This window comes from Acinetobacter sp. S40 (assembly GCF_016624705.1).
GTDB lineage: Bacteria > Pseudomonadota > Gammaproteobacteria > Pseudomonadales > Moraxellaceae > Acinetobacter.
In genome coordinates, this window is the sequence record NZ_JACVTU010000005.1 from 62,880 (window position 1) to 75,344 (window position 12,465).

A 12,465-nucleotide genomic window follows, 5' to 3' on the forward strand; every position below is an offset into this window, starting at 1 on the left:
CTGTTTACGTATACGCCCTTACAGCCAATATAGTTTGGATTTTTAAATTATGATGCGAACTCATTACTGCGGCTCTTTAACAGAAGCCCAAATTGACCAGACAGTAACACTTTGCGGATGGGTACACCGTCGCCGTGACCATGGTGGTGTTATTTTCCTTGATATGCGTGACCGTGATGGTTTAGTCCAAGTCGTCATCGATCCAGATACTCCTGAAGCTTTTGCAACTGCGGACAAAGCACGTTCAGAGTTTGTTTTAAAAATTACAGGTCGTGTCCGTCGTCGCTATGAAGGTACTGAAAATGCCAATATGGTGAGTGGTCAAATTGAGGTTTTGGGCAAAGAAATTGAAGTTCTTGCACAATCTGAAACTCCGCCATTCCCATTGAATGACGACAATATTAATGTATCTGAAGAACACCGTTTAAAATATCGCTTCCTTGATATTCGCCGTCCAGAAATGCTGGATCGCTTACGTTTCCGTTCTAAAGTAACCAATCTGATCCGTAATTATCTAGATGATCATGGTTTCCTTGATGTTGAAACACCGATTTTAACTCGCGCTACACCTGAAGGTGCACGTGATTATCTCGTTCCAAGCCGTGTACAAAACGGTAGCTTCTACGCACTACCACAATCACCACAATTGTTTAAACAATTGCTAATGGTCGGTGGTATTGATCGTTACTATCAAATTGCTAAATGTTTCCGTGACGAAGATTTACGTGCAGATCGTCAGCCAGAATTTACTCAAATCGACATTGAAACATCATTCTTGAATGATGATGACATCATGGATTTGATGGAAGGTATGACGGTAAAACTGTTTGATGAATTACTTGGCATTAAGTTTGATAAATTCCAGCGTATGCCATATAGCGAAGCTATGCGTGATTATGCTTCTGACAAACCAGATTTACGTATTCCATTGAAACTCGTTGACGTTGCTGATTTGATGCAGGATGTGGAATTTAAAGTATTTGCGGGCCCAGCCAAAGATCCTAAAGGTCGTATCGTCGCTTTACGTGTGCCTGACGCAGGTTCATTGCCACGCAGTGCAATTGATGAATATACCAAGTTTGTCGGAATCTATGGTGCCAAAGGGTTGGCATATATCAAAGTCAATGAACTTGAAAAAGGTATAGAAGGCTTACAATCCCCAATCGTTAAATTTATCGAGCCAATCGTACTTGATCTCCTAAAACGTGTGGGTGCAGAGAATGGCGACATTGTCTTCTTTGGTGCAGACAAAGCCAAAGTTGTGAACGATGCTATGGGCGCGCTGCGTGTTAAAATCGGTCATGATTTGAAACTTGCAACACAAGAGTGGGCACCGCTTTGGGTTGTTGATTTCCCAATGTTTGAGGAAACTGATGATGGCAAATGGACATCCGTTCACCATCCATTTACTTTGCCAAAATCAAGTGTTGAAGATGTAAAAGCCAATCCAGGTGAAGCTTTATCTGTTGCTTATGATATGGTCTTAAATGGAACTGAAATTGGTGGTGGTTCGCTGCGTATTTATACTTTAGAAATGCAAAAAGCAATTTTTGAAGCGCTGGGTATTTCTGATGAAGAAGCAGAAGAAAAGTTCAGTTTCTTGTTAAATGCATTACGCTATGGTGCACCTCCACATGGTGGTTTGGCTTTTGGTCTGGATCGTTTGGTGATGCTGATGACAGGTGCATCTTCTATTCGTGATGTGATTGCATTCCCGAAAACCAAGACCGCTGAATGTCCTTTAACTCAAGCGCCTGCACCAGTTGAGCCAAATCAGCTACGTGACTTAGGTATTCGTTTACGCGAACAACCGAAGAAAGAAGATTAATTTGATCATCTAATTCTAAATCTTAAAAGACCTGCTCAGTGCAGGTCTTTTATTTAAAAGTAGCGAAATTTTTAATTCTGACATTCAAAGCTAGACGGCGTTTTAAATTTTTCAGAAAAAATTTGGATTATTTCAGCTTTAAGTTGCTCAAAATCATGAACTTGCTCATCATCATTTAAACAAATTTGTGGGAGTTTTTCCTTTCTCACCACTTCTAAAATCTCATTTAAACTCTCAAGTTTTAAATTAAAATTTTGCCCACGATTAAACAAATTAATTGGATAAAAATTTCCTGAACATAACTGCCAGATACGGAATAAATATTGATTAACATCTAAAGGCTGTCTGAAACGATGAGTACAAACTTGATTTAAATAATCCTTTTCATTTTCCCAGACTTCATCAAAGATTGATTTTAAAAAAGGCTGGGGTAAATGCATGTTATAGAAACTTGAAAACTTTCGATTATAAAACTCTAAAAAATTAATCCAATTATTTTTTGGAGTATAATTTAAATTAAAAAGTGCATAAGGACTTTTCTTAAAAAGCTGCCGTTTATTAAAATATTTATTAATAATTGCAACATCTGTGAGGGTGACTGCACCCAGAAAATTTTCTGTACCTACCACCATTAATGGTTGTAAGACAATACCATCACAAGGTAACCCTTTTTTAAAAAAGAAGTCTGGCTCTAGTGGTTTATTGATAAACATATCATCATTAAAATAAACGAAGTGTTCAGCCAATCCTTGAATTTTATGGATATTAATTTCAATTACATGAGAGCTAAAAGTAGGTAAATAGGCGGCATCAATAATTTGATTATGCTTGACTAAATTTAACTTTGGATGGTCTTTAACTAAAAACTCTGGAAAATGTCCACACGTTACAATATGGATTTTTCTTACCCATGGACAATATTTTTCAATTGATCTAAACCAGTATTGTAAATTTTCCCAATCACGATAACGACATTGTTTATCTAACTCTTCCTGTGTCAGATTACTATCTTTCGACTTATAATAGAGAAAATCCTTTTTCCAGCTTGTATCATTTGAATCTACCCAAATCATTACAAAATCAATTGGATGCTTCAAACTCATATCCCCAAAAACAAAATTTTAAATCAAATAATCTAATTAACAGTTAAAGCTAAAGTCATAAAAATAATATGAATTTATTGTGTAATTGCGTTATTTTTTCTTCATAATTCGCACATAATGATAATACTAAACCAATTTTTTCCTTATCCTTTCACATGCAATGATACAGTTGAGATAGTAGCTATCAAGTGGCATAATTGGGCAATTTTATTGTTAAACAAGGCTATCAATATGGCTATGCGTCCTAAAGTGCGTCGACATGCCCTTGTAATTATTGTATTTTCTTTAGCACAATGGTTTTTCATGCGCTATATTCTTGCAAATGAATTGTTTAACATGACTACAAATCAACGAATTTTATTTTTCTGCATAAGTAGCTTGGTTGGTGCATTGCTTATTTTTGTTGCGCTGATTTACATGGTCTTAAAAGGAAATGCGGATAAATAATTTAGTAGTGCAACATCATGATTTAGATCAATGATGTTGCTTATTCAACTTCAGAAATGGTCAGATAGAATCAGCTTGATTAATAAGTTCTTTCGATATATCTAAAGCCTGTCTAATAGTTACGTCCATATCCATATAACTATAAGTTCCTAGGCGTCCAGCAAAAGTGACTTTTTTTTCCAATTTTGCCAAAGCCAAATATTTATCTAACACTGTTTTATCATTAGCTAATCTCACAGGATAGTAAGGAATATCTTCATCGGTACAATCTGCACTGTATTCTTTAAAATAAATAGATTGTTCATGTGTTTCCCATGGAGCAAAATGTTTATGCTCAGAAATTCTGGTATAAGGTACAGTTTCATCGCCATAATTAATAACCGCATTGCCCTGATAATCACCTTCAAAGTAATTTTTTTCAAATTTCAACGTACGATAATTCAGCTTTCCTTCAGAATAATCAAACCATTGATCTAACTTACCAGTCCAAACAATATGATCATATTCAGCTATTAGCTGTTTAGAAAAACTTTTAGTTAACTCTACTGAGATATTTTCATGATTTAAAATAGATTCGATAATTGATGTATATCCATTTTCAGGCATGCCCTGATATTTATGTGAAAAATAGTTATCATCATAATTAAATCTGACAGGTAATCTTTTCAAAATACTGGCAGGTAATAATTTAGGTTCAAGCCCCCACTGCTTTTTTGTATATCCTTTAAAAAAAGCATCATATAAATCTTTTCCAATAAACTTTAAAGCCTGTTCTTCAAAATTTTGTGGAACCTCAATATTTTTATCACCTAGATTTTTTATAAAATTCTTTGCTTCATTTGGGGTAAAGTTAGTTTTAAAATATTGATTAATTGTATGCAAATTAATAGGAAGAGAATAAACCTCATTCTTTACAATCGATTTAACTCTGTTTATAAATGGCTTAAAATTCCCATGTGAATTAATATACTTCCAAACCTGCTCGTCATCTGTATGAAAAATATGTGGCCCATAAACATGTTCCATGATGCCAGTTTGCTGATCTCGTTCAGTATAACAATTACCCCCTACGTGATGCCGTTGATCAATAATGACAATAGAGTGCCCTTGTTCTGCAAGCTCTCTTCCAATGACAGCGCCGGTAAACCCACATCCCACGATTAAAAACTTCATTTATCTAATCCAATTTTATCTAATCCAAAAGAAATTGATGTTCCTTCTAAGAGTCGATTATCAGACCCAGCAATCACTTTTTTAATAAATTCAACATTTTCAGCATTCAAATATTTATTTTGATAATCCAGACCACCTTTACAAATTGTATCCTGGCTTAAATTATATTTTTTAAGCACAATATTCAGTTCATCAAGTGGGGTAATCAATTTCGCTTTTGAGAAAAAAGTATTTTTTCTCAAACTTTGTTTACCAACACCATTACCTGCTGAACCAACAGGACGAGTATGAAATACTTTTACTTCATCAATAATACCGATTTTAGAAGACTCACCTAGGCGTTTAGGCCATAAGTTATCTAGTCCCCATCCTGATTTATTTTCTTTAAATGTTGGATATAATGACTGAAAAGATTTTTTATTAAAGCAAGGAATCATCACTTCAACAAAATTCGTTTCACGATATTTAAAAGATTTATTATTTAATAGAATCCCCCAAGAATAATAGCTTCTTTCATCCAGCGAAGGTTGAGCTAAATCAAAATTATAATAGTGAAATAATTCAAAAAATTGATTAATAGCTTGAGCATCTATATCTATATCATCATCAGGTAACCAGATTGCATCATACCCTTTCCAAAATTCAGTTGTAGTAAAAAAATTATACAAACCTTCCCACTTGGAGCCTTTATAAGGATGGAAAAATTTAATTTTATCCATATCAAACTTCGGATTATTTCCAAAATAACTTAAAGCGATATCATAATTTGCTTCAATTGAAACCCATTTTTCATGCAGTGAATTATCTCCACATCTTACAACAATTAAATTTTTCATAAATAACTCTAACTAAATTTGATTTAATTTTTAAATTCACTATATCGCTCATAAAAACACTTTAACCACTTTTTTTTAAATGATCGATTGAGTTTTTCAAAAATATTTCTTTCCACTTTATTTTTTTCTAGAAGAAGTTTACGCTCTATCTCTATACTACTGGTGGAAGACGTATGAGTTATGATTTCAGGATGATCAAATAAAAACGTTGCATAAAAATTAACTTTTGAATTGAATTGATATAACTCATCCCAATGGTCACATACATGTGGTTTATGATGATAATTCAATAATACCTGAGCCATTTCTTTATCTACTATATAAGCATAGGTATAAGATAAATCAGCAATACTATAAGGATGAAGTTTTAGAATATTTTTATGATGAATTTTCTGAACCTGAATTTTCCCATAAACACGATCATTTACTTTAAGTTGAATACCACCTAAACTCATAAAGAAACAATCTTGCAAATTCAAATTTTCTACTTCTGATTCAAATTGATTCAAATCAATATCCATGGTTTGGATAGCATCATCTTCTAATACTAATGCATATTTTTCATCACTTGTAATAAAATCATGAAGAGCTTGCATATGGGATAAAGTACACCCCAGCTCTCCTGGACTTAATGGATACTTTTGAGTCGCAACGGCCAAATCAAAATATTCTTTTACTGTAAGATCTTTTCCTTTAATGCCTATTTTCTTAAAATCAGCCATATATAGATGGAAATTACTTTGAGAAAAAAATTTTTTTAGTCTTGGACTATCATATGCTTCGATACTAATGAGATATTTTTTCAAAATAAATTGCCTATTTGATTATATATTTAACTTATAAGTTTGAAGAAAAAATCCTCTAATTTTTTTTACAATATAAGAAGAATTTGAATAAGATTTCTTTTTTGTTATAGTCATCATGTCTCTTTCATTTTCAAGATAACTCTTATCTTTCTCATTTTCGATTTGGGGATGATCAAATATATATGAAACATAGATATTAAATGGCTGTTTAGAATTAATTGTAAGGTCAGCCCATTGATCATAAACTTTTGGGGGTTTATGAAAATTAAGTAATATTTTAGCCATTTCACGGTCTACTATATATGCATATGCATATGCCAAATTTTCATAAAAAAAAGGATCAACTTTTAAAACTGGTTGATCTAATAAGAGATTTTTCTGATCTTTTCCCTTCACTTTACGACAAATTTTCATCTGAATACCACCCAGACTTAAGAACAAGGGAGGACTCAACCTCATCATTTTAATTTGTTCTTCTAACACATTAAAATCAATTGAAAATCTCTCAATTACATCATCTTCAAAAATAACGGCATACGATTCTTCAGAGGATAAAAAATCCTTCAATGCTGCAAGATGAGAAAGTGTACACCCCAACTCGCCTGGTGTCATTGGTTTGCTTTTACCTGCAACACCCTGTTCAAAATATTCACTAACAGTTAAGTTTTTACCGATAATTCCAAATTGTTTAAAATCATCTTTATACTTATAAAATGTTTTTTGCGCGTAAAATCCTTGTAGTCTTTTACTATCTTCGGATTCAATACTAATGAGATATTTTTTCATTTCAATCAAGTGCTAAAATAAATCAGGTGTAGTGTACCAATTATAGCCATATCGAGTGTGAAATTTAATGATGAAACGTCAAATTTTAAAAAAATGGTATAAATATCAGCAAAAGAAAAAAGAAAAATCCTTTAATTCACATTGGTATATGCGTTTTGGTTGGTTAAATCAGCCTTTGACCAGTTTAGATCAGCTTAAAGATCTTTATGAAATTCATTCTCCGCAAAAATTTACTTTTGCAGATAGTTTTTATGCTTATGAAGATGGCCGTCATTTCATTTTTTTTGAAGAAGTCGATGATCACCATCCTGTTGGTTTTCTTTCTGTCGTGGAAGTATTTAAAGATGGAACTTCTACTTCGCCACAAACTATTTTAAAGCTTGATTATCACCTTTCGTATCCTTGTGTATTTAAAGTAGAAAATGATTGGTACATGATTCCTGAAACTTCTGCAAATAAAACTATCGAACTATGGAAATGCATAGAATTTCCATGTAAATGGGAGAAACATTCAAATTTATTAGAAAATATCGAAGCCGTAGACAGTACCCCTCTTTACCATGAAGGAATTTGGTATTTGTTTACATCTACACGGCGTAACTGCAAAAAGTTTGGCGATCGTTTAGATATATTTTTTACCAACGATATTTTAAAACCTGAATGGAAAGAACATCCTCACAACCCCGTATATAAAGGCAGTCAACAATTTCGGATGGCAGGAAAACCCTTTTATTATCAAGGGCAACTGGTTCGACCTAGTCAGGACTCATTAAAGCGTTATGGGGGAAATATTGAGTTAAAAGCCATTACTCAATTGAGTCCCACCAATTATCAGGAACAACTTTTAAGCGTCATTCTTCCAGACTGGAATCCAATGGATGATGGTTGTCATACGATGAATTATGAAGATGGATTTGTGGTCTTAGACTCAATTCGCCTATCCCCTAAAACCCATTAATTTCCGAGCAGATTTTCATATATACGGAGAGTCTGCTTTGCAATTGCTGCAACCGTCAATTCTGCCTTGGCTTTTTTAAAAAGTGAATCAAATTGAGATTTGGCTTGAGGTTGTAGAGCATGATTAATTGCAATCGTTAATGATTGATCATCGCCAATATCTGCCAGATATTCAGTTGGCAGCCATTCTACGACCCCATTTACTTTCGTCGAGGCCATGACTTTATCAGCTTGCAAGGCTTCAACCATCACGAGCGGGAAGCCCTCTCGATCTGAAGATAAAACAATAATGTCGGCCAATTGAATGAGTTCTCTAGCATCTGCTCTAAAACCTAAAAAAGCGACTTTATTTTGCAACCCTAAAGCCTTAACCTGTTTTTCTAAGGCTTCTCTCAATGATCCATCACCGATAATCCATAAATTAGCATCAATATTCTGAATAGATTGAATCAACAAACGAATATTTTTAACGGGCTCCAACCTCCCAATACACATCACTATTTTTTTTGTAGGATCCAACTTTGGGAAATCTTGAAGAACTCTTTGCAATAGATTTTGCTTGTTTATGAACGTTAATGGCGGTTGGGAATAAACACCATTATAAATCACATGGACTTTGTCTTTTGGAATATCCTGAGCCAGAGCCTGACTCACTGCAATAACAGCATTTCCGACCAAGTAAGCAGATTTATTTTTTTTGGTTCCATGAATAGTTGTGACTACTTTTACATCTGGTAAATAACATCGAATACGTGAAATCAGTTCAGCCGCTTTACCTGCCTGAGCATGGACAATTTCAGGTTGAATCTGTTGAATAAGCGATTTGAGTTGCCAAAGTAGAAAAATATTCCAGCGACTGCGGGAAAAATCTAGTGCATGAAAAGTAACTTGAGATGTAAATTTTTCCGCATAGCATGGATGAGCAATTACATGCACGTCCTGACTCAAAGCCAGTTCATTGCTCAAATTAAAGGTATGCTGTTCTAATCCGCCTAAGCCTCCACTTGTTGCTAATATCTGAACGATTCTCATCACTTATCCCACTACTTTTTATCTTTATTCATACTTTGTTCAAAGAGTTTTGCTTCTTTTAAAAATGCATAAAAGGCATTGATCATGCTATTGACGAAACCACGCCAGCCATTTAGGAAACTACGACGGATGAAATAAGATTTTAAAAAAGTTATGGGCATGATCAATATCAGCTTAGCAAGACTTGGAGATTTTCCTTTTTGGAATTTTTCTAAGGCCTTTAGGTTTGAATATTGATTATTTTTTTCAACTTTGACAAAAATACTCGACTCACCAAAATGATAGATATCATGTTCTGCACGTTGTGAAAAACCATCCACAATCACATTTTCATGGACTTTATTGGCTAGATCATACTGTCCTTTGGATCGACGGAAAAAGCGGACTTTGGCATGTTTCTTGGTATGTTTGCTATTTGCTACACCCAAGAAAACATCATTAATTGGGGTAATTAAAGCATCAATCTGATCTTGTTGAATAACATTCACGATCTCTTGCTTTAGACCGTCTGACAATACTTCGTCACCATCCAGATTCAGCACCCAAGCATTGCGACATTTTGCTAAAGCTAGGCTTTTTTGTCCTGCATAACCTTGCCAATCCTGATGAGAAATTTGTACATTCTCAAACTGCTGGGCAATTGCATAGGTATTATCTGTGCTTCCTGAGTCGAGAATAATCACCTCATCAAAATCACGTACACTATATAAAGTCCTTTCTAACCAAGATCCACAATTAAGAGTGACTATATAAACACTGCATGCAATTTTATTCATAGCTTATAACGCCCTTTAGCAAGTGCGATACGCATTTGTAATGTATTCATGGCACCATGCGTACTCACTCTTGGAATATTAAATGGATGCTGAACATCATAAGCTTCGATTTTTTTGCGGGTGGATACCGCATTTTTAAAGCCTATTTCACGAGCCATTTGCTGATGTTTTTCATTAAAGCGACCAAATGGATAGGCAAAACTTGGGCATTTCCCAACTATTTGTTCAACATCTTGTTTCGATTTTTGCATTTCGCCATAAGCAGCTTGATCATCTAGTTTCAGCAGATTGACATGATGTTGGGTATGCGCTCCAAACTCTACTAAACCAGAAGAAGCCATTTCTTGAATTTGGACATGACTCAGTTTTTCAATACCTTCTATTTGTGTAGCCAAATAAATTGTGGCTTTGGCGTTATATTTTTTTAATAGCGGATAAGCATAGATATAATTATCCATAAAACCATCATCAAAACTTAAGGCCACCACATTGCTTTGTTCACGATATTGTTCCAATTCAGAGACAAAACAAAATATTGATTTCTTACTTACCAAAAGTCGTAATAGTTGCTCAAATTTTTCGGGAGGCATATTCATACCCGAAGCATTTAAACGGGGCGTCACTTGATGTAGCATGACAATACGCGGTAGTTTATTTGAGCGAAATGGCAACCAAAAGGTATAGTTACCAAGTAGATAAAGTAATCCAGCAAGAAATACTAAAACTAGCACTATATACAGCAACCACATTATGCATATACCTCATGTGACCATTCATATTCTTCTGAAAGAGGTTGACGGAAAGCCACTTCAAGCATGTATTGAGTAATTCGCTTTGCATTAAATGATTGACGCGTTTTTTCCCAGCCAGCTTGTGCAACTTGTATCATCTGTTCAGGATGCCGATCAAAGAATTGAATCTTTCTGGCCAGATCAGCCTGATCATTAAAATAAACGACTTCTTGTTCATTATACAATTTTTCAAAATCTGGAATGCGGGGACAAAATGTTAAGAGTCCATTTCCTGTAAGTTGAACAATACGATCAGAACTATATAAAGTCACATCGTTACGTCTTGAATAATTTAGCCCCATTTTAGAGTCTGCTAAAACTTGATAATAAGCTTTTCCATAAACCCCAGCCTGATCAAAACATCCATAATATTGATATTTAATTCGATTACCTTGTAAGGTTTCTGCCAAATCTTTTAAAAATTTTTCGCGCTCTGGCTCTTTGTAAACTACACCACAAAAGATAAAAGTCTTATCTGTATCTCCCTTTGCAAATTGCACTAGGGTTTCTACATTACGATGTCCAATATTAGGCATATAACCGACACTTAAATGAGGCTGTTTGAGTTTAGCCAAATATTCACCTGCCGTGGTACAAAAAATAGCATCCAGATACGGCGAGAATGCTTTTACAAAATCCAGTTTGTGTTCAAGATAAAGTGGATCTACATACCAAAAAGCAATTTTAGTTTTCGGGTATAGATACTTAATCTGCTTAAGTACGTCTGGACTCATCAAATCACTATGTCCAATTAGGACTAAATCAGGTTCAAGATTATCCACAATTTTTAAGATTTCTTTATTGGCCCAATTCGCACCTAATTTTTTTGTTTTAAAAACGGTTCCCATCCGAGCCATATCTCGAAAGCTAAAATCATAGACAAAGTGACCATTTTCGATCAGTCCTGCCGAAATTTTTCGATCTGTACAATAAAAATGTGCGCCCTGTTTGTTAAAGCCAAAATTTGCAATATGCAATATTTTCATTTAATTAAAAACTCGATGAGTCCAATAATTGAGATGCTACTCGCTTCGCTTCATGTAATGGAGTTGTAAGCTGTAACAAACGAATAATTTCTGTAGTTTGTTCAAAGGGTAATTGATCAATTAATTGTGTAATTCTATCAGATTTCAAGCGATCCATTGCAATTACCCCAACTCTGCAGCCCGCAGTTAACGCCTCAAAAATCATTGAAACACTATCTTCTGTTACATAGATTACTTCTGCCTGTTGCATTTGCTCAAAGATCCAGCCCTGTGGGGTTTGCTCTACGGGGAAAATGTCTAATTGCTGTACATAACTTTGTTGTTTTAAATGCGTAAGAAAATGCTCAGGGGTACGTCGAGAAGTAGTTAATATGATTTGGCATTGCGAATTTTGCTGCACGATTTGTGCGATTGCCATTAGTACCTTGTTTTCATTCCACTGATGCCGTTTTGAATTTCCACCAAGCGCAATCAAAATACGATTTTCTTGATGACGATGTTCATTTTTAATCGGATTTAGGGCACCTTGGGTGACAATTACGTGATCAGATGCAGCAATACCATCATGCTCCGGAATAACCGCATAATCAAAACATTGAATCGGTAAACTAGGCTTCATCAAGATCACGGTTTTCGCTTTAGGATAAACTTTACCCAGCAACCAAACGCGTAAATGCGTATGAGAACCCACACCAAAAATAAAGTCAGGTTGTTGCATAATACCATTTACTTGATGGCTAAGAAGCCCTTTCAAAATGACCAATAACGGCAATTGCTCAAGCCTAATCTCTTCAAAACTGGTATTGGGATTTTGCTGATGCATGGCCTGATATAAGCCCAGAGCTTGTGATCGATGTCCCGCCTTTGCATCACTCACATATACAATATGCATTTTATTTTCCCAATATTACGTCAATAAAAAAGGCGAAACACAGGTTTCGCCT

Annotated in this window: 13 protein-coding genes; 3 read left to right on the forward strand and 10 right to left on the reverse strand. The window is 34.7% G+C overall.

Annotation, left to right across the window (positions count from 1 at the left end):
- Positions 1 to 49 precede the first annotated feature (49 nt).
- Positions 50 to 1,828 carry an aspartate--tRNA ligase gene (gene aspS, locus IAE19_RS08715; protein ID WP_200460555.1) on the forward strand — a complete coding sequence of 593 codons (1,779 nt, stop codon included), beginning with the start codon at positions 50 to 52 and terminating at the stop codon, positions 1,826 to 1,828.
- A gap of 71 nt (positions 1,829 to 1,899) precedes the next feature.
- Here the strand turns inward: aspS and IAE19_RS08720 are convergent, their stop codons facing one another.
- Positions 1,900 to 2,901 carry a stealth conserved region 3 domain-containing protein gene (locus IAE19_RS08720; RefSeq protein ID WP_227612221.1) on the reverse strand — a complete coding sequence of 334 codons (1,002 nt, stop codon included), beginning with the start codon at positions 2,899 to 2,901 and terminating at the stop codon, positions 1,900 to 1,902.
- A gap of 261 nt (positions 2,902 to 3,162) precedes the next feature.
- Here IAE19_RS08720 and IAE19_RS08725 point away from each other — a divergent pair, with 261 nt between their 5' ends.
- Entirely contained in the window at positions 3,163 to 3,378 is a 216-nt protein-coding gene (locus IAE19_RS08725; protein WP_200460557.1) for a hypothetical protein, read from the forward strand.
- A gap of 60 nt (positions 3,379 to 3,438) precedes the next feature.
- On the opposite strand, the gene glf is transcribed toward IAE19_RS08725, so the two are convergent.
- The 4 genes from glf to IAE19_RS08745 are packed head-to-tail and all read right to left on the reverse strand — an operon-like array spanning position 3,439 to position 6,979.
- Positions 3,439 to 4,551, reverse strand: coding sequence for a UDP-galactopyranose mutase (gene glf / locus IAE19_RS08730; protein ID WP_200460558.1), 1,113 nt, complete (start codon positions 4,549 to 4,551; stop codon positions 3,439 to 3,441).
- The gene (locus IAE19_RS08735) at positions 4,548 to 5,387 is read right to left on the reverse strand and encodes a DUF707 domain-containing protein (protein ID WP_200460559.1); all 840 of its coding nucleotides are present in this window, start codon (positions 5,385 to 5,387) and stop codon (positions 4,548 to 4,550) included. The genes glf and IAE19_RS08735 overlap by 4 nt, the downstream gene beginning before the upstream one ends.
- Before the next feature lie 23 nt (positions 5,388 to 5,410).
- Positions 5,411 to 6,193 carry a glycosyltransferase family 25 protein gene (locus tag IAE19_RS08740; protein WP_200460560.1) on the reverse strand — a complete coding sequence of 261 codons (783 nt, stop codon included), beginning with the start codon at positions 6,191 to 6,193 and terminating at the stop codon, positions 5,411 to 5,413.
- An 18-nt stretch (positions 6,194 to 6,211) separates the two neighbouring features.
- Entirely contained in the window at positions 6,212 to 6,979 is a 768-nt protein-coding gene (locus tag IAE19_RS08745; RefSeq protein ID WP_200460561.1) for a glycosyltransferase family 25 protein, read from the reverse strand.
- A gap of 67 nt (positions 6,980 to 7,046) precedes the next feature.
- Here IAE19_RS08745 and IAE19_RS08750 point away from each other — a divergent pair, with 67 nt between their 5' ends.
- Positions 7,047 to 7,937: a hypothetical protein gene (locus IAE19_RS08750; protein ID WP_200460562.1), complete on the forward strand. Its 891-nt coding sequence runs from the start codon at positions 7,047 to 7,049 to the stop codon at positions 7,935 to 7,937.
- On the opposite strand, the gene IAE19_RS08755 is transcribed toward IAE19_RS08750, so the two are convergent.
- Genes IAE19_RS08755 through IAE19_RS08775 form a run of 5 tightly spaced genes read right to left on the reverse strand, consistent with a single transcriptional unit; the run spans position 7,934 to position 12,413 of the window.
- Positions 7,934 to 8,968, reverse strand: a complete 1,035-nt coding sequence (locus IAE19_RS08755) for a glycosyltransferase (RefSeq protein ID WP_200460563.1) — start codon at positions 8,966 to 8,968, stop codon at positions 7,934 to 7,936. The two genes, IAE19_RS08750 and IAE19_RS08755, sit on opposite strands and share 4 nt — an antisense overlap.
- A gap of 11 nt (positions 8,969 to 8,979) precedes the next feature.
- Entirely contained in the window at positions 8,980 to 9,744 is a 765-nt protein-coding gene (locus IAE19_RS08760; protein WP_200460564.1) for a glycosyltransferase family 2 protein, read from the reverse strand.
- Positions 9,741 to 10,496 carry a polysaccharide deacetylase family protein gene (locus IAE19_RS08765; RefSeq protein WP_200460652.1) on the reverse strand — a complete coding sequence of 252 codons (756 nt, stop codon included), beginning with the start codon at positions 10,494 to 10,496 and terminating at the stop codon, positions 9,741 to 9,743. The genes IAE19_RS08760 and IAE19_RS08765 overlap by 4 nt, the downstream gene beginning before the upstream one ends.
- Positions 10,493 to 11,521, reverse strand: a complete 1,029-nt coding sequence (locus IAE19_RS08770) for a glycosyltransferase (RefSeq protein ID WP_200460565.1) — start codon at positions 11,519 to 11,521, stop codon at positions 10,493 to 10,495. The genes IAE19_RS08765 and IAE19_RS08770 overlap by 4 nt, the downstream gene beginning before the upstream one ends.
- A 4-nt stretch (positions 11,522 to 11,525) precedes the next feature.
- Entirely contained in the window at positions 11,526 to 12,413 is an 888-nt protein-coding gene (locus IAE19_RS08775; RefSeq protein ID WP_200460566.1) for a mitochondrial fission ELM1 family protein, read from the reverse strand.
- Positions 12,414 to 12,465: the final 52 nt, after the last annotated feature.